The following is an 18,462-nucleotide window of genomic DNA, read 5'->3' on the forward strand; positions in this document are numbered from 1 at the left end:
AGAAAAAGCTTGTAGTTTGGATAGTATCCAAACTACAAGCTTTTTTCATAAGCAAAATTATCAATTGCTAGCACCACTATATGCTACATGTCGTTTCTCAATTCTCTCTTCAATTTCTTTCATATTTTCTTTATTATTTAATAGTGATTGTTTATTTTCAATTAATAATTGTTTAAAAGATTTTCTCACTTTTTTTCTCATTTTCATTGTCCTCCTTGGGGGATGGTTTATATAAAAGATAAGGAATTATCTGTGTGCTCTTATAATAATTGATTGTTGTGAATTCCATTTGAACTTCATATGAAAATTTCATTTATTTTCTGACAACTTTGTGAACATACAAAAATGTGATCATCCTAAAACCATTTTGAAATTGCTTCATTTCATTATCAAAGTTGCTATTGTCATCAACTTCTATCAATATATTTTGTCGAAACATTTATATATTTAAAATTGAGTTCGATATAATGTTATTTACTACGATACTGTTCGTAAAAACAAAAAGAGGGGTGTTATATAAGTCAAAGTTTGACTTATATAACACCCCTCTTTCAAAACTATTTATAGCATATTGATTAATATTTCAGGTCTTCCCCAATTCATTTCTTCACAAACGAATCTAAGTTTTTCTTCATCCATTGTGTGTAATCCTTCTTCTAGTAAACATGAAATTGGAACTTCACAATGAATTTGTGCCAATTGTAATGAAATATTTAAGTTCTCTAAATCACTTTCAATCTTTGTGCGCTGCGCTTTCGTTAATGATGCTACATTTTCTAGTACAGTTGCTACTGTTCCGTGCTCTTGAATCAATTTATACGCTGTTTTTTCCCCGATACCTTTTACACCTGGGTAATTATCGCTCGTATCTCCCATGAATGCTTTCGCATGCACGATTTGCCACGGCTCTACGCCTTTTTCTTCCATGATTTTCTCTGGTGTGTAATATTCGTAATTTCCGATTCCTTTGCGCAAGAGCATTACTGTAACGTTCTTATCAACAAGCTGGAGTAAATCCGTATCACCTGTTAAAATATACACTTCCGCTTCATTACAGTATTGTTTTGCAAGCGTGCCGATACAATCATCCGCTTCATACCCTTTCATACCGATAACTGGAATAGACAATTTCGCAGTCATTTCTTGAACTAAATCAAATTGCGGAATTAATTCTTCAGGCGGCGCTACACGATTCGCTTTATAATTCGAGAACGATTCTGTTCTAAATGTCGTACTACCCATATCCCAGCATGTTACGATATGTGTCGGTTCAATTGCTTGCATAGCTGTTAATAAATGTTTCATATAACCATGAATCCCATTTGTAGGGGTACCATCTTGTCGTTTCATAAATTGTCCGTAGACACTTGTTGCGTAAAAAGCACGAAATAATAGTGCCATACCATCAACTAATAATACTTTTTTCATAATCCCTCTCCTACCAAAAAAATAATAACCCCACGTCATCACGTAAGGTTATATAAATAGATTACCATTCTACGTTTTTTCAACTTTGTCTATTATACATTGTTTTTGTATATTTAGCATCATTTACACATTAAGACGTTCTACTACAACAAGTATGAAGAATTCCTGTATACGTATTTTTCCCAGTCGAAACAACTACAGCCTTTGCATTTCCGCCAACAATATGAGTCCCTTTGAAACATACGTTTTCAAGTTCAAGTGGATTATAGTCTTTCATTCGTTTTAAAGGAATAAATCGTTTACGCTCAAGGTGATAGCAACTTTCAAATTTCTCAATACTTGCATCTTTTCCTGTTAGCACGGATTCATTTACTAATAAATCATTCGCATAAATGATACGTACATCTGCTGGTACTGTATCACCTTCTGAAAGAAAAATCATATCCCCAGGAACAAGCTCTTGTACTGGCACATTCATCATTTTTAATTCACCGTTTAAACCTGTTACACTAGAACATTCTACTCGAGACACAGTAATTTTCTCACATTGTAATCCATCACGCACATGTTGTTTTGAAAAACCTGGAATCATTCCACTTAGCTTCATCATTACTTCCGCAATACGCGCTCTTTTTGAAATTAATTCGTTTCGGCCGTATACTTGAATGCGTTTTTGTGCCTCTTTCATAGATAATCCGTCTCTTGTTGTTTTAAAATACGCAAATACAGATTTTACATCTCTCGTTGCGATTTCAATTAATAAATCTTTATTTTTTTGAAGCATTGTTTGTTCTTTCATTGATTTTTTACTTAATTTATATGACGTGTTACCCACAGTTTTGTTTGCATATAACATATTATCGTCTCCTCCTGTACAACATAGGAAGAAACGCTTTGTTTCTCAATTTATCCACTTTACCGTAACAGTGTTTAGCGCTTGAACATGCATATAAACGCTACATTATGATAAATATAGAGGGAGGAACAAGTCGTTTCCTGCCTACATCATATATTTTTGATTTGAAGTATATGGGTAACGGAACCGAGTCAGAATTTGACATGCTCCTCACCTCCTCGTTTAATTTTATAGTTTATACTATGAAGTTACTCATAGATTTGTAACAAAAAGACCCTTACTCCGAAAAGAGTAAAGGTCATGGCATACACAAATAAACGATTCCTAAACAATTAGAAATCTACGGACCTCTCCCTCGCCGAGTTTTAGCACTGTATAGCATAGGTACATTACCAGCTACGTTAAGAAAAACCTTAATTCGATCATTCCTGTTGACCCATTGGCGTCTCTCGACATTTTTGGGCAGTAGCATTTCTCTATACAGGAGCCTCACCTAACAGAGACTTATTTTTATTACATAGAAAATGTTACTCTTATTTAAAATAGATGTCAACAGTAGCCTACAATTTTTTCGAAAAGTATGGCGAACTAACATATATAAAATAAAAACCTTTACGTCTAAACGTAAAGGTTTTAATAAGTTATACAACCAGCAATTACAATCCCAATGGAAAGCGATAAAAACATAAGAAAAAGACCGACTGCTTGATTATCTTCTTCAAGACTTTTGTTTATATTAAAGCGTGGTGTAAGCCACTCAGCTAAATAAAAGACGATAATTTGAGCCAAAATCCCAACGGCTCCCCATGAAACCATATCAAGAAGTGAAATGGAATTAGCTGCTGTCGAATATAAAACAATAGCTAACCCAAGTAATCGTCCTCCAAGTACATAGCTTACCGCCTTATTTCCTTGGGCCATTAACTTAAATTCTTTTACTTTCGTTGTCACTTCCATGAGGAACAGACCAATGCATAAAAGGCCCAGTGTTACTGCTAAATATAATAAAAAATTAATCATATACTTTCCTCCTTTTTTATACCTACCGGTAAATAGTACGATTCATTCCCTGTAATTTTTTCCCCAGCGCGAATACCGATACTACTCGCTTTTCCAGCAATTAAAAACGAACCAAACACATACGACAGTTTCTCCATCCCTTTCTCTGTTTCCAAAGATACGACTGGAAGTTCTGTATACTTTTGAAATATCGGCAGTGACGCTTTATACGTTTGGTGTGCATTTTGAATCATAATATTTTCGTCCTTATCGCGAACGGTAATTGTGTCTCCTTCTCTACCAAATGAAGGTTTTTGAACGAAAGAGCCTTTTCCTAAAAATAAATCTGGTTCTAAATATGTAGGTAACATATATTCTTTAATCCACTGTTGTTCCTCATTTGTATAAAAGGCCTTTTCTTCTGCTAACCCCCAAATAAGACACTGAATTGATTTTGGCTGAAGCAAAAATGCTGACAAAGGATTTATTATAAAAAGCTTTCCGGCTTTTACAAGTTGCAACAGTTCCACACCTACGAAGTCTCCTGTTTCAGGATCTTGATCCTCAATTAAATCTTCTATCGGATATGTTTGGCGATATAAAATATCAATCTGTACTCCATCCCTATCCACTAAAGCATCTTTTGTAATTCTAAGTTCTGACATTGGCACTACTTTATTTTCAACATGGCATAACTGACTCAAATACATAGTCGTATTCCAATCCTCAATATGTTCATGATGTGCTGTAAAAACAACATTTGGGTTATCTATTCCCTTTGTCGCTTCCATTACGGCCTTTGTAACACCAGAAGATAGTAATCGTTCTTGACCCAAGTTTGGATCATCATAGCCTAGTTTCCCACAAATTTTTCCATTCATTTGAAAGCATTCCATAATAAAAGTTGGTGTATCACTATTAAACTCAAGCATTTTAATTTGGTTATCACTTGTTAAAACGAAATCAAATCGTGAAATAACAGATTCAGGATATAATCCTTTCATTCTAATGAAAGATAAGCTTGCAGGAGGATACCCAAGTTCAAGAAGCTGTTCGTCACTTAAATTCCGCAAAAGTTTAGCAGTCTTAAAAAATATTTTCCCCATTCGTTCAGTTGCTAATTGCAATTGTTTCATAGTCTGATTTGTTATAGAGAAAATATGAAACAAACTATACTCACATTCATATAAATCCGACCAAAAATTCGGATATTTCGAATAAAACTCTTTTCGATCCCTTATGTATTGCGACATATGTTAGCCCCCAAATCCTCCCTTTGAACCGCTTCCAATTCCACCTTTAAATTCCGCAGACGATTGATAAGATTTAAACGCCGATGAATTTTTAAAAGTGGATTTATTTTGATAGTAACTCCCACCATAAAAATAATGCCCACGATAACCTGACCTACTATCATCACACTGCCATACCCCAAGTTCATCATCCCAATCCCAATCTGAACAACTATTATCATTCGGTTTTGGGGGAAGATCTTGTGCGCAGCCAAATAAGGTGCCAGTCATTAAAGACGTTACGACACCACCTACTAGCCATTTCGTTTTTGTCACCTTCGCACTCCCCTTTTTAAATTCTATTCCTATTATATAAGATAGCATGATAAAGTAGAAGAAAAAGGAAGAAGAGGGATAAAATGCGCTTAGAATATCGACTTAATGATGAAACGAAAAGGTATCCTGCTTTATGGAACTACGCAAATATTTCTAATTCTGAAATCATCGCACGCATGACGTGTGAATATTTTATAAAGGATAACAAGACATATGTTGTTACTGCTACTTCAGTAGATCCAGACGGAACAGCAGTTATATATATTCAAAAAGAAGAGTTTGCAAATGACCCTTCAGATCCTACATACTCTCACATCGGTTTTGAGGTTAGAGAACTAAGTGAAACGAGTTCAAGCATAATAGATCGGAAAGATGTATGGAACTATGAAGAAATTTTGCCATCTCTTCATTCAGACCTTATATATATTCAGCGCGACGGCATGCATATGGAGTTCGCTTTAGATTCAAGAGAGATTGATGAAGATAGAAAGTGCTATATTTATTATGGAAACTTCACAGGTGAATCCAGATAAAATAGATATATGTATGCAACAAAAAAACCTTACGTATAAAACGTAAGGTTTTTATATAGCCCCACATATGCCGTTCTCTCTAGATGTCCATAAACCTGCTCTCACAGGTGGATGCTCTCACAAATGTTTGTAACTTCCTTCTTAAAAAGATGGCATGTTAGCTACATTTAAATATTGAACTTCCATATTAAACTTATTGGTTTAAGACATGCATAAGCTACGTACACCGTAGGAATTTTATATAATGTTAGTTGAAATAAGACCCCCGCACGTGCCGCTCCTCGTAAATGTCCAAAAACCCGCTACTCGCAGGTGGATGCCCTCACAGTTACCGTACATCTTCCTCCACAAGGAAGGCTTGATGATGGTCGCTAAATATTGAGCTTCCGTATAACTAACATCGGTTTTAGACATAAATAAGTTACGTACACCGCAGGATGTATTATTTACTTGTCGTTATATTATCACATTGTTTCCAATGTGTAAAATACAAAGTTTTTCGAGCAATTTCTTGCTTGTGACCTTATTTTAATACAAATTATTTTTGCATGCAAGTGATTAATCTTCTTCTTTTGCAATTTGATTTTCTGGATAAGAAATCCAATCACTCCAGCTACCTGCATACAATTTAACATTTTGGAATCCAGCTAATTTCAATGCAAGGATATTTGGACATGCTGTAACACCAGAACCACAATATACAATTGTTTCCTTATCTTTCGAAAGATTTCGGAATCGTTCTTGTTGCCCAGCTTCATTCTTAAATTGCCCTGATTGTACAATTCCATCCTTCCAAAAATAGTTTACTGCTGTCGGAATATGTCCTGCTTTTGGATCAACTAGTTCCTCTACACCAGCATAACGTTTTGGCTCTCTAGAATCAATTAACGTAACATCTGCACCTGCATAAATATTCTCTCTCACCGTTTCCATCGTTACAAGCATATGATCTTGTACATTTGCTTTGAATATTTTTCGTATAGCAACAGGAATTTCCGTTGTTATCGGTAGTCCATTCTCTTTCCAAGCTGGAAATCCACCATCTAATATATATACTTTCTCATGTCCTACATAGTTTAATAACCACCAGAGACGAGAAGCATTTGCACCCGCTTGACTGTCATATGCAATTACTGTCGTATGTTCATCAATACCAGCTTGTGAAAGCTTGTCTGCAAACTCCTCAATATTCGGCAATGGATGGCGACCACCATGTTCTGTTACAAGACTTGATAAATCTAAATTCAAATCAAAATATAATGCATGAAGAATATGTTCTTCCTCATACTTTTCTCTACCCCAATTAGGATTCGCTAAATCAAAACGACAATCGATTATACGGACATTCTCATCTTCTATATGCTCACGTAACCATTCGACTGTAACTATCATCTTTAACGACCTTCTTTCTCTTGCAAACGACTTACATACTCCATAACCATTTCTTCTGTAACATATTTACGCTGCAGTGTAACACCATTTTTTGCAAGATCATTAATTTGCTTTGTTACAACATTAATGACATCAACCGAAAATTCTTTCCCCTTTGACGCAAGAGATACGGCTGCTTCAATAGCTGCTTCACGCTGCGCATCTAATTGTAAACATGCTTTTACACTTTCATTTTGTTTACGAGAATGTGCTGTAATTGCTTTATGTACTTCCATCTTCTCTTCCCCCTAAATAAGTTATACGTTCTTATTCAATTCCATTGCAAGCCGAATCATATCACGACATACAATCCCATTTTCAATAATCTCTTCTTCATAATGCTTTGAAAAGTAATCAAAATCAATAGAAAAAATACGAAATCCACATTTTTGATATAAAGCAAGTTGTGAAACACTAGAATTGCCTGTACCAACTTCAAGTTTTGACATACCATATCCTTTGGCAGTTTCTACGGCATGACTTAATAGCTGCTTTCCAATCCCTTTTCCTTGCAAATGCTCTACAACCGCAATATTCATAATTTCCATCGTCTTCGGCCTTGTTTCCAAAAGAACATATACACCGACAACTCTCTCCTCTTGCTTAGCTACATATGTTAACCCTCTTTGTACATATGCATCAATTTGCCCCTCACTTGGATCAGCAAGCAATAATAAAGGTTTCGGTATAACTTCTTTTGAAATATACTCTATTACTACACACATAAAAAACTCCCCTTTCTCTATTGTTCTAAACCCTCCTTGTCTACCATAAATAATAGAAAGGAGGGATTCACCATGGACAACAATGAGAAAAAATGCAACGTCATCTCTATTGATGGAAAGAAGAAGAAAAGCGACACGTATTCCTATCCAAAATTAGTAGTAGAAAACAAAACATATGAATTTTCTTCATTCGTCTTATGCGGTGAAACACCAGACGGCAGACGCCTCGTTCTTACTCATATGATTTCTACCGATGAATTTGCTGGGTTTGTCAAATCTTTAGATACAGTATTGCAAAAGAAAATTGAACGAATCTTTTTCTCATAACGACTATATCACATAAATTTCTTTTTCAATCTCTACTAACTGCTTTTGCAATTGTTCTTTACTTTGTTCATATAGTGATACATCAATTGTTTCAGCCAATGCAAATAATACACTTTCATAATAATTCATCACATCTTGCTGCATCAATTTTTGGAATAATTTCCATTTCGAATCCCACTCTTGCTTATAATGATGAACAAATAAATCTTTTTCATCAGCTACATAGTTTGATACGAAAGGCTCTAATACAACTTTAGCCTCTTCTTGCATGAAAGCTTTATCATTTTTTTCAAAAAAGCTTTTTTCATTTTTAAAATGCGCCAGTGCTTTTTTGAAATCTTTTATTTCAACTGAAGGGAACGGTTCTTTATGTGCAATATCTTTATATTCATAATCCACTGTTCCACTCATAGAAATTGATTCATTTTCTACTTTACAGTTCACCACAATTTCATTCTTTGCACGCTTCATCGCTTCATCTATCCATTTCTCAAGGCGTAATGATGTCGCACGCATTTCTTGTAGTAAATCATGCTGAATAAATGCCACTAATTCCATAACGCACTGTTGCAACTGCACTTTCACATTCCCATCCGTTCGCAGCGATGCTGGATTAATAAATTCAGTAAACACATCGTTATAGCGTAGGAATAGACGCTGTTGCACGTAATAAAGCAATTCTTTCACTTCATTTTGCATCGCCTGCTCTTCAGCAAGCACACTATATGATGAAATAATATGAAGTAGCTGATCACGCTCTGCTTCATATTTTTTCGTTTGCTTCTCTTTCTCTTCATTCCCCTGCTTTGCACCGTTTATCATATTTACTAAAAGCTGATCTGCTCCTTGCAATGTACCATATAAAGCATGAACAGATACGAGCATTAAATCTCTCATCATAAAGGATGTAAATGATCCCTCGAACTTAGCAATCCCAGAGTTTTGTAAAATACCGTACTTCTCTTTTTCAATATTCTTTCCTTGCTTCTCTTCAAGTGCACATAAACTTGAAATTGCAAATAAACGCGGATTTCTAATACCGTATTGCAGTAGCTGGTCTGCGATATAACCTTTTACCATTTCAAGTTCTTCTTCAGACTCTGCTAAATCGGCCGCATTAATTAAGAAGAACATTTTATCAAGTGCAAAAGTATCCTTTACACGACCAAGCTGGATTAAGAATTCACGGTCAGCACGAGAGAACACATGATTATAATACGTTACAAATAAAATAGCATCTGCGTTTTTAATATACTGGAACGCAACGTCCGTATGGCGGGCGTTAATAGAATCCGCTCCAGGTGTGTCTACAAGCGCTACTCCTTGCCTTGTTAAAGCACAATCATAATAAAGCTCCATGTACTCAACAAAACATGATTTTTCTTCATTCGCTACATAATCAGAAAACTCTTCTAATGTAACTTGTACTTGCTCCCCTAAATGAGCAGAAACCGTATCATACCCTTTTTGTACCGCTCTTAAAAAGCTAAATGTTGTTTTTTGCTTCCCAGTTGGTGAAGGATATTTCATAACTTTATCAATTTGTGCTAACGCTTCATCTAACGTAGTAATCTCATAATGAAACAACTTATAAACAGCTTTCATATCTTCTAATAGAGCTTGCTTTGATTTGAATTGGACCATTACTGTTCCGTGTGGTTTTTCCTCTGTAACCGGCAAAATTTGATTAATCGTTGCCGTCGTCGGATTTGGTGATACAGGAAGTACATTCCCACCAAGCAATGCATTGGCAAATGATGATTTCCCAGCACTAAAAGCTCCGAATAACGCTACTGTAAATTGTTTCGTTTCCACACGACGCCTTTTTTCTATTACCTCTTGCTGTACATGTTTCAGCGCTGGCAATGGCTCTAATATCGTTTCAGCTTTCTTCACTTTCTCTAATATACGCTGAATATTTAAAGCTGCTGTTCCTTTTATCTCTTCCTCACAAGCCATTACGCTATCGTTTACGCTTTCCTGCTCTTGTAGTGTGAATTTCTCACTAACAATTTGTGTTTTACTTTGCAATATCTCCTCTATTTGCAATCCTTCTGGTGTAGCAACACGCTCGTGCCAAACATTTTGCAAATAACTTTCATATGTCTCTAAATTGTTACTGTATTGCAATTGCGTTTCTTTTGCCGTTTGCAACATCATATATTTTTCAATCTCTTCTTCAATGCGTGCAACTGCTTCCTTCACCTTTTGCTTTAAAACGACTGCACTTTTATCAAAAATTTGCTGCGCTTTTGTAAAATAACGTTTCTTCAGTTCATTCGCTACATCCGCTGTATAAAGAAGTAAGTAATCACCTGTGAAACCTGCACCTTGTTTAATGACTTCAGCTAACATTTCTGATCCGAAAGCAATTTCTAAAGCATATATGTCTTTCCCAATTTCCTCTGTGAACAATCCTTCTTCTTTTAAGAAGGCAACAATAAATTCTTTCACATGAAAATCAAGTTGCGTTTCAACAGTCTTTTGCAAAGCAGAATAAAAAGCATCAAAACGTCTCTGTTTTTCTTGCTCCGTCTTTCCTTTCGCAAACAGCAAACCGACCTTAAATTTAGTTAATTTCGTTTCTAAATACGCATTTGCCAATTCTCTCATTTCAAATGGCATTAAATACGCGTTATCTAATATAGCTTGTAAGCCTTTTATAAATTCGTTTCTCACATGAGATTCTTTACTAGCCTCGCGCTGTTTAGTTTCCGTTAGCTCTTCTTTCTTTTCCACTATCTCTGAAATAGAAAGCGGCGATGCTAGCTCTTCCTCATATTTCAAAAGAGCTTTTTCATTTTCCGAAAGAATAAACGAAAAATGTTCCCCCATTAAATATTCTGTTTCTCGCTCCATTCCATCTCTTACATACTGCACTTTTTCTTTCATAATAGAAGTAATTAATGTTTCTAAGCTCCCAATTTCATTATGTGTATGGTTCATCATTCGTAATGAAGTATAATACACTCCATCTACTTCAATATCCCAGTTAGAGAACGATTGTTTTACACTATCTTTATAATCCTCAAACGATAATTCATTTTCTTTATGTTTATCTATTTGATTTACAACTAGATAAACCGTTTTATTACGTTGTTTCAATTCTTTAACAAATTGCAAATTCACTTCCGATTGGACGTGATTATAATCCATCATATAAAAAATTACGTCTGCTAGATGCAGCGTTGATTCTGTCGCTAATTGATGGGCATCATCTGTTGAATCAATCCCTGGTGTATCAACTAACATAACACCCTCAGGAATTGGCGCATCATTCCGATAAATATGAACACCAATTACCTCATCACCGTCTTTACAAATTTGTTTTAATTCTTCAGCTGAATATGCACCGTCATATTCGTACTGTTCACCGGATTTAACTGTTACAACAACACGATCCATTCCTTTTTCAATTTTGACAACGTTAGCGCTTGTCGGAATTGGACTTGTTGGTAACAACTGCGCTTTATATAGATGATTCATCATCGTTGATTTCCCTGCAGAGAAGTGACCGCAGAACGCTATCATAAGCTGCTCTTGTTTATATTTTTGAATCACCTCAAACAACTTTACACTATTCTCTGCATCGCCGTGTTTTTGCCACTCTTCATAAAAACAAACAAGTTTTTTCATACCGTTTGTCTGTACTATGTTTGTCATCCCCTTGTTCCCCTTTATCCAAGATGTATATACTTTTTCTCGCCATTTGCGAGCTCATAATCATCAGGAAATACATCCCCTCATCGATTACAGTTTCACTTTACTATCATACTAAATTTTCAGCATATTCTCATTAAAAATAAAAAATCCCTTTCATTCTTTTTACAAATGAAAGGGATTTTATGTCATATCACTCATTTTGCTGTTCCTACTCCATTTAAAACATACTTTGCAATAACTGCATATACAGCGACTGTACCTGCTACTAATGCATATACCATACTCATGCACCAACCTTTTTTTGATAATGATTATCACTTTTAAATACATTTTATCATTAAAGAGAATCATTATCAATACTTTTCATAAAGAAAGCCCCTTATAGAAAGGAGCTTTACTGCCTGTTTTGAAGAAGGTTAAAACTTGTTGTGCACTCTTATTATATCTCATAATACATATCTTAACAGTTTTAAAAATTGGAAATTACCTATATACCCTCCTCTTTACATTTTGTATAATAAAAGGGAATTACTTAACAAGGAGGAAAATAATGACACAAAATATTTCACAAGGCGAGAGGATACATTCCATCGATATTATTAGAGGGATAGCTGTACTAGGTATTTTTCTTGTTAACTGGCCTATTATCGCTGGGATTGACTCACGTGATCTTTCAGGAGTTTATGAGGGGCTAGATAGCTATATCCGTCTATTTTACGATATGTTTATTCAAACAAAATTTTATACAATCTTTTCGTTTTTATTCGGCCTAGGCTTTTACATTTTTATGACTCGTGCTGAAGCGAAAGCAGATCGCCCAAAAACTTTATTTGTTCGTCGCTTACTTATTTTATTATTATTTGGTTTCTTACATTACGTTCTTTTATGGGACGGGGACATTTTACATAGTTATGCAATCGCTGGATTTTTCTTATTTTTATTTTACAAGAGAGAACCTCGTACCATTTTAATATGGGCAATCGTTTTATTAAGTATTTTTCAGTTTTTCATGCTAATCGGTGGTATCGCTATTGCATTCGTTCCAAAGGAAGAATTAGGATTTTCCTTACCAATCATGCCACTTGAAGACTGGGTGTCACAAATACAAACTCGTTTCCATGCATTTTATGCTGATGGAATTGGACTAAACGCATTCATGTTCCCAGAAACAGTTGGACTATTTTTACTTGGTTTATACGCCGGCAAAAAGGATATCTTCCGCCGCGCGAAAGAGTTAGATCCGAAGCTTAAAAAATGGCAAATTATTATGTTCATTTTAACATTACCAATGTGGTTCTTCATGGTCCGTTATTTCTTATCAAAACCATCTTATGAACCAATCTACATGCAGGTCTTTACAATGTTTAGCGGAAAAACGTTATTCATATTCTACATTTTCACGCTCATGCGTTTATTACAAAAAGAAAGATGGCAAACATTATTACGCCCCTTCCAGTACGTTGGGCGAATGGCATTAACAAACTACATTTCACATACAATTGTTACATTACTTGTATTCGGACTATTGTTCAAAAATGATTATCTTGCTCCATTATGGGTAGGTCCTCTCTTTTGCATTAGTTTCTATACGTTACAAATCTTTATTAGCCGCTGGTGGCTGTCACGTTATCAATACGGGCCACTTGAATATATATGGCGCCTTGGTACGTACGGGAAAATGATGCCACTTAAAAAGAAAAGCAAGGTCTCATAACGAGACCTTGCTTTTTTATGCTTCTCTTACTGCACTTTGCATCGACACTGGCTCTTCTTTTACTTTCACTTTACGCTGCGGCACCATATTAAATACGATATTTAAAAGTACTGCTGACGCACTTCCAAGTACAATTCCGTTATCTGTTAAAATACGAATGTTTTCAGGAAGTTGTGAGAATAATGTCGGAACAACTGTAACCCCAAGCCCAATTCCAACAGAACATGCAACGATTAATAAGTTTTCTTGTTTACCAAAATCAACACTACTTAACATTTTAATACCATATGCCATTACCATACCAAACATCGCTAACATTGCACCGCCAAGTACTGATTTCGGGATAATAGTTGTAATAGCTGCGATTTTTGGAATGAACCCAAGAACGATTAACATACCACCACAAGTATAAATAATAACGCGATTTCTTACTCCAGTTAATTGAACAAGTCCTACGTTTTGAGAGTATGTTGTATATGGGAACGCATTGAAAATACCACCTAACACCATCGCTAATCCTTCTGCTCGATAGCCCTTTGTTAATTCTTTTTCACCGATCTTTTTATTGCAAATATCAGATAATGCGAAATATACACCTGTTGCTTCTACAATCCCTACACAAGCAACTAAAATCATCGTAATAATTGGCGTTAATTCAAATGTTGGTGTACCGAAGTAAAATGGCTGAATACCGTGGAACCAATCCGCTTCTCCAACCGCTTGCAAACTTACTTTCCCCATAAATGCTGCGACAATTGTACCGAACAATAGACCAAGTAAAATAGAGATTGAACGAATAAATCCGTCAAAGAAACGATACATAATGATGATAAATAGTAATACACCAAATGCTAACGCTAAATTTTCAAGACTACCAAAATCCTTACTTCCTACTCCTCCAGCCATATCATTAATTGCTGCTGGAACAAGTGTAACTCCAATTACGGTAACGACAGATCCTGTTACAACAGGTGGAAACAGTTTTACAAGCTTTCCAAATAATTTCGCAAAAATAACAACGAATAACCCGGCAGCAATAATTGCTCCATAAATAGAAGACACGCCGTATTGTTTCCCGATTGCAATCATTGGGCCAACCGCTGTAAATGTACAACCAAGTACGACTGGAAGTCCAATACCGAAAAAGCGATTTGATAATGCTTGTAAAATCGTCGCAACGCCGCACATTAATAAATCAATCGAGACTAAATATGTTAACTCTTTTTGATTTAAACCAAGTCCGCCGCCCACAATAAGCGGAACGATAATTGCGCCAGCATACATCGCAAGCATATGCTGCATACCAAGCGATGCGATTTTAAATGGATGTTGCTTCATCGTTTATTTCACCTCCGCAGTTTCTTGCTGTACAAATGTAACTGTGCCGTTATCAAGTGATGCAATTTCTGCTAGTGACTCAACACGAACTCCTTGTTCACGAAGCTTCTTTCCTCCATCTTGAAATGCTTTTTCGATAACAATACCAATTCCTGCAATACTTGCTCCTGCTTGCTCTACTAAACTCATTAAACCTAAAGCAGCCTGACCATTTGCTAAAAAGTCATCGATAATTAAAACACGATCATTTTCATCGATATGATTTCGAGATAATGAAATTTCATTCGTTTCTTGTTTCGTAAATGAATATACGTTTGCAACGTACATATTATCTTGTAACGTTAACGATTTACGTTTTCTTGCAAAGATTACTTTTACACCAAGCTCTAATGCAGCCATAACTGCTGGTGCAATGCCTGAAGATTCAATCGTCACGATTTTTGTAATGTTCTCTTCTTTAAAACGTTTAGCAAATTCTTTTCCGATCTCTTGCATAAGTACTGGGTCAATTTGATGATTTAAAAATGCATCTACCTTTAATACGTCACCAGATAAAACCTTTCCTTCGTTCAAAATCTTTTCTTGTAATACTTTCATGTTTGTTCCCCCTCTTATGCAATAAAAAACTCCAAAAGCCGCCACCACTCGTTACAAGTGAGAGACGCGCTTTTGGAGTTTCGCAAAAAAGAATGCTAAACAAGCAAATATATTCGTCCTCACTCATAGTCAAAGTATTTACGGTACTTCGGTAGAAACTTGCAGGCCATATCCCCGCGATTATATGAGTGTAGCTAACTATTTATTTTATAGATGGATTATAACGCACTTTTTATACTTTGAAAAGCATTTCTTAATAAAACACGTACAAATTTTATAAAAACACCTTTTTCGTTCGAGTTTTGTAAACTCTTACATATTATTTCAAAGTGTCGTTAAAATGATTGGCCCATCTTTTGTAATAGCAATTGTATGCTCATATTGCGCTGATAATTTCCCGTCCATCGTTCTTGCAGCCCATCCATTTAAATCTACTTTCGAATATCGCATACCTACATTGACAATAGGCTCAATTGTAATTACCATTCCTTCTTGTAGTTCAGGCCCTTGTCCTTGTTTCCCAAAATGAAAAATTGCTGGTTCTTCATGAATCTCTTTACCTATTCCATGTCCCGTAAAGTCTCTTGCGACAGAAAAACCTTCATTTGCTACATAACTTTCAATCGCATAGCCAATATCTCCTACATGATTACCGATCATCGCCTGATCAATTCCTTTATACAATGCATTCTCAGCTACTACCAATAACATTTCTGCTTCTTCAGAAACATTTCCAACTCTATACGTCCAAGCAGAATCTGAAAGACCACCATTTAAGTTTACTACCATATCAATTGTTACAATATCACCCTCATTTAAAGGAACATCCGCCGGAAACCCATGACACATTTCATCATTTACAGATGCGCATATCGCATATGGATACCCGTTGTAACCTTTCTGCTGAGATGTTGCACCATGCTTTTCTAAATATGCTTCAACAAACGTATCAATTTCTTTTGTCGTAATACCTGGTTTCATCATTTTGGCAATTTCCCTATGACATGAAGCAAGTAATTTCCCAGATTCATGCATCAAATCTATTTCATTTTTCGTTTTAATTGTAATCATTCTACCTCTCCTTGCTAAACCTGCTATTTGCTACTAAAGTTCAATCATACACATCCTCTGTCAAAATTTCAAAACTCCCAATTACAACAAGTATAAAAATATGTATCCTATACTTCTAAATCAAAATAAAAAAACAGAAGATCCCCTCTGTTTCTTAATCATTTTTACATATATAATTCATTTTCAAAAATTCAAAACAACTACCGTTCGTCTTCTGGATAAACGTTCCAACTGCTTCGAATCCTGCTCTTTTATACACTTTAATTGCTCGCTCATTAAATGTTGCTACTGATAACGTTATATAATTGCATCCGTATTTTTCTTTACTAAAAGCTAGTCCAGCGTTTACGAACTGTAAACCACATCCATTTCCAATTATATCAGGTCTCATTCCAAGACCTATATCAACCGTTCCATCATTTATTTTACAAACAGTAAAAAAACCAATGAGAGTGCCGTTTTCCTTCACAGAAAATGTATGATCTCCTCTACTCTCATCATGTAAAAACTCAGCTAAATCTTCTTCATCTGCCTCTATATCATAAAAAGAATATTCCCCTTCATAATGCCAGTTATATGCAATTTCTTCCGCTTCTTTTTGCGTCATTACTGTATATGTATAAATCATTCTTCTATCCCCTTTAAAAAAAGAGCTGCAATTAAGCAGCTCTTTTTTATAACCCATAGATTTCTTTATACTTCGCTTCTAAATAATCTGCTAAGTAGTTTGCATTTAATCCTTCACCTGTCACATCTTCTAAAATTTCAAGTGGCTTTTTCGTTTTACCGTATTGGTGAATATTTTCTGTTAACCATTCACGAATTGGTGTTACATTTCCTTCTTCTAATAATGCATCAAAGTTCGGAATTTCTTTTAACATTCTTTGCTTAAATTGCGCTGCATACATATAACCAAGCGCATAAGATGGGAAGTATCCAAATGAACCACCAGCCCAGTGAACATCTTGCAATACACCTTGCGCATCGCTTTCCGGACGAATTCCTAAATATGCTTCCATCTTATCATTCCAAGCCGCTGGCAAATCCTTCACTTGTAATGTACCATCAAATAATTCTTTCTCAAGTTCATAACGAACCATGACGTGAAGCGGATATGTAAGCTCATCTGCTTCTATACGAATGAACGATGGCTTCGATTCGTTAATCGCATCATAAAATTCATCTATTGATATATCATTGAATTGACCATCGCTATACTCTTTTAATAAATCATAATTTTTCTTCCAGAATGATTTATTACGACCGATAAAGTTCTCAAAGAATAATGATTGTGACTCATGAATACCCATAGAAGTTCCACTACATAGCGGTGTACCTTCGAATTTCTCTGCAATATTTTGTTCATATACAGCATGGCCACATTCATGAATTGTTCCAAACACTGCCATACGGAAATCTTTTTCATCATAGCGTGTTGTAATACGAACGTCCCCTCTATTTAATGTAATCTCAAATGGATGTACCGTTTCATCAAGACGACCTGCTTCAAAGTCATAATTCAATTGCTTTAATAACTCTAATGTAAAGTTCTTTTGTTTTTCTTTTGAAAAATGTTCTGATAAAGCACTTGTCTTTAATCTCTTTTGTGACTCCGATATTTCTTTTACGAGCGGAACGATACGCTCACGAAGTTGACCAAATACGTGATCTAACACTTCTACTGTAATACCTGGCTCATACATATCTAATAATGTATTATATTTATATGTTTCGTAACCCCAATATGTAATGAATTTCTTTTTAAATTCAACTATTTGTTCTAAATACGGACGGAACATTTCGAAATCAGATTTTTCCCGAGCTTCTTCCCACACACTTTCCGCTTTCGCTTCTAATTTCACATACGCCTCGTATTCCGCTTGTGGAATTTTCTTATTTCTATCATATTCTTTACGACACTCTTCAACCATTTTCTTCATCGTTTCAGAAAGTTTATCTTCACTTATTAAAGCTTCAAGCTCTGTTAAATAATTTCCCATCTCATCTGAAGTTGACATGACAAACACTTCTGATGAAAGCATACCAATTACTTCTGAACGCTGGTCTACACCTTTTTTAGGCGCACCTGTTCTTAAGTCCCAAAACATTAAGCTTAATGCTTCCCCGTAATTCTGTATCTTCTTCACATATGTTAAAAATTGTTTTTCTACTTCATATGTAGCTACTGTCATCGTATAAAACCTCCCTTTTC

The 18,462-nt window shown here is 35.4% G+C and carries 18 protein-coding genes, 2 other RNA genes and 2 riboswitches; of the genes, 3 read left to right on the forward strand and 17 right to left on the reverse strand.

Annotated features, from left to right (window positions below; genetic code table 11):
• Window positions 1-60: 60 nt before the first annotated feature.
• The 6 genes from QEP67_RS19920 to QEP67_RS19945 form a co-directional block, all read right to left on the reverse strand.
• The gene (locus QEP67_RS19920; protein WP_001228048.1) at window positions 61-201 is read right to left on the reverse strand and encodes an FbpB family small basic protein; all 141 of its coding nucleotides are present in this window, start codon (window positions 199-201) and stop codon (window positions 61-63) included.
• A 360-nt stretch (window positions 202-561) separates the two neighbouring features.
• On the reverse strand, window positions 562-1,428 hold the full coding sequence (locus QEP67_RS19925) for a 5'-3' exonuclease H3TH domain-containing protein (protein WP_000757060.1): 867 nt from the start codon (window positions 1,426-1,428) through the stop codon (window positions 562-564).
• A 130-nt stretch (window positions 1,429-1,558) separates the two neighbouring features.
• A complete protein-coding gene (locus QEP67_RS19930) occupies window positions 1,559-2,284 on the reverse strand; it encodes a cation-transporting P-type ATPase (RefSeq protein ID WP_000964966.1) in 726 nt (241 codons plus the stop codon).
• Window positions 2,285-2,628: 344 nt separating this feature from the next.
• Window positions 2,629-2,792, reverse strand: a riboswitch (M-box (ykoK) riboswitch).
• A 125-nt stretch (window positions 2,793-2,917) separates the two neighbouring features.
• Window positions 2,918-3,304, reverse strand: coding sequence for a DUF350 domain-containing protein (locus QEP67_RS19935; RefSeq protein ID WP_000606860.1), 387 nt, complete (start codon window positions 3,302-3,304; stop codon window positions 2,918-2,920).
• Complete coding sequence (locus QEP67_RS19940) at window positions 3,301-4,536, reverse strand: glutathionylspermidine synthase family protein (protein ID WP_064056755.1); 1,236 nt, start codon at window positions 4,534-4,536, stop codon at window positions 3,301-3,303. The genes QEP67_RS19935 and QEP67_RS19940 overlap by 4 nt, the downstream gene beginning before the upstream one ends.
• Before the next feature lie 3 nt (window positions 4,537-4,539).
• Window positions 4,540-4,851, reverse strand: coding sequence for a hypothetical protein (locus QEP67_RS19945; RefSeq protein WP_000169026.1), 312 nt, complete (start codon window positions 4,849-4,851; stop codon window positions 4,540-4,542).
• Between the two features lie 83 nt (window positions 4,852-4,934).
• Between QEP67_RS19945 and QEP67_RS19950 the strand changes: the two genes are divergently transcribed.
• Window positions 4,935-5,384 carry a hypothetical protein gene (locus QEP67_RS19950; RefSeq protein WP_001235541.1) on the forward strand — a complete coding sequence of 150 codons (450 nt, stop codon included), beginning with the start codon at window positions 4,935-4,937 and terminating at the stop codon, window positions 5,382-5,384.
• Window positions 5,385-5,438: 54 nt separating this feature from the next.
• Here QEP67_RS19950 and ssrS (QEP67_RS19955) read toward each other — a convergent pair.
• The 5 genes from ssrS (QEP67_RS19955) to QEP67_RS19975 all read right to left on the reverse strand — a co-directional run bounded on the left by ssrS (QEP67_RS19955) (window position 5,439) and on the right by QEP67_RS19975 (window position 7,540).
• Window positions 5,439-5,622, reverse strand: a non-coding RNA gene (gene ssrS, locus QEP67_RS19955) — 6S RNA.
• 21 nt (window positions 5,623-5,643) lie between these two features.
• A non-coding RNA gene (gene ssrS, locus QEP67_RS19960) (6S RNA) lies at window positions 5,644-5,826 on the reverse strand.
• 116 nt (window positions 5,827-5,942) lie between these two features.
• Window positions 5,943-6,776 (reverse strand): sulfurtransferase, encoded by an 834-nt coding sequence (locus QEP67_RS19965; RefSeq protein ID WP_064459945.1) that lies wholly within the window; start codon window positions 6,774-6,776, stop codon window positions 5,943-5,945.
• A gap of 2 nt (window positions 6,777-6,778) precedes the next feature.
• Window positions 6,779-7,051: a YpbS family protein gene (locus tag QEP67_RS19970; protein ID WP_000451808.1), complete on the reverse strand. Its 273-nt coding sequence runs from the start codon at window positions 7,049-7,051 to the stop codon at window positions 6,779-6,781.
• Between the two features lie 21 nt (window positions 7,052-7,072).
• Window positions 7,073-7,540 (reverse strand): GNAT family N-acetyltransferase, encoded by a 468-nt coding sequence (locus QEP67_RS19975; RefSeq protein ID WP_000338048.1) that lies wholly within the window; start codon window positions 7,538-7,540, stop codon window positions 7,073-7,075.
• Between the two features lie 72 nt (window positions 7,541-7,612).
• Here QEP67_RS19975 and QEP67_RS19980 point away from each other — a divergent pair, with 72 nt between their 5' ends.
• Entirely contained in the window at window positions 7,613-7,867 is a 255-nt protein-coding gene (locus tag QEP67_RS19980; RefSeq protein ID WP_000369740.1) for a DUF3931 domain-containing protein, read from the forward strand.
• 3 nt (window positions 7,868-7,870) lie between these two features.
• Here the strand turns inward: QEP67_RS19980 and QEP67_RS19985 are convergent, their stop codons facing one another.
• The gene (locus tag QEP67_RS19985; RefSeq protein WP_064459946.1) at window positions 7,871-11,530 is read right to left on the reverse strand and encodes a dynamin family protein; all 3,660 of its coding nucleotides are present in this window, start codon (window positions 11,528-11,530) and stop codon (window positions 7,871-7,873) included.
• 550 nt (window positions 11,531-12,080) lie between these two features.
• Between QEP67_RS19985 and QEP67_RS19990 the strand changes: the two genes are divergently transcribed.
• Window positions 12,081-13,244: a DUF418 domain-containing protein gene (locus QEP67_RS19990; protein ID WP_000193078.1), complete on the forward strand. Its 1,164-nt coding sequence runs from the start codon at window positions 12,081-12,083 to the stop codon at window positions 13,242-13,244.
• A gap of 15 nt (window positions 13,245-13,259) precedes the next feature.
• Here the strand turns inward: QEP67_RS19990 and pbuX are convergent, their stop codons facing one another.
• From pbuX to ypwA, 5 genes are all read right to left on the reverse strand, one after another.
• The gene (gene pbuX / locus QEP67_RS19995; RefSeq protein ID WP_000809222.1) at window positions 13,260-14,582 is read right to left on the reverse strand and encodes a xanthine permease PbuX; all 1,323 of its coding nucleotides are present in this window, start codon (window positions 14,580-14,582) and stop codon (window positions 13,260-13,262) included.
• Between the two features lie 3 nt (window positions 14,583-14,585).
• The gene (locus tag QEP67_RS20000) at window positions 14,586-15,179 is read right to left on the reverse strand and encodes a xanthine phosphoribosyltransferase (protein WP_000866483.1); all 594 of its coding nucleotides are present in this window, start codon (window positions 15,177-15,179) and stop codon (window positions 14,586-14,588) included.
• A gap of 106 nt (window positions 15,180-15,285) precedes the next feature.
• Window positions 15,286-15,387: riboswitch (purine riboswitch) on the reverse strand.
• 116 nt (window positions 15,388-15,503) lie between these two features.
• The gene (locus QEP67_RS20005) at window positions 15,504-16,250 is read right to left on the reverse strand and encodes a type I methionyl aminopeptidase (RefSeq protein WP_000628437.1); all 747 of its coding nucleotides are present in this window, start codon (window positions 16,248-16,250) and stop codon (window positions 15,504-15,506) included.
• A 154-nt stretch (window positions 16,251-16,404) separates the two neighbouring features.
• Window positions 16,405-16,878: a GNAT family protein gene (locus QEP67_RS20010; protein WP_000640863.1), complete on the reverse strand. Its 474-nt coding sequence runs from the start codon at window positions 16,876-16,878 to the stop codon at window positions 16,405-16,407.
• A 46-nt stretch (window positions 16,879-16,924) separates the two neighbouring features.
• Window positions 16,925-18,442: a carboxypeptidase gene (ypwA, locus tag QEP67_RS20015; protein WP_000215107.1), complete on the reverse strand. Its 1,518-nt coding sequence runs from the start codon at window positions 18,440-18,442 to the stop codon at window positions 16,925-16,927.
• Window positions 18,443-18,462: the final 20 nt, after the last annotated feature.

The organism is Bacillus cereus group sp. MS39 (assembly GCF_040448665.1).
In the GTDB taxonomy this organism is placed as follows: Bacteria; Bacillota; Bacilli; order Bacillales; family Bacillaceae_G; genus Bacillus_A; species Bacillus_A wiedmannii.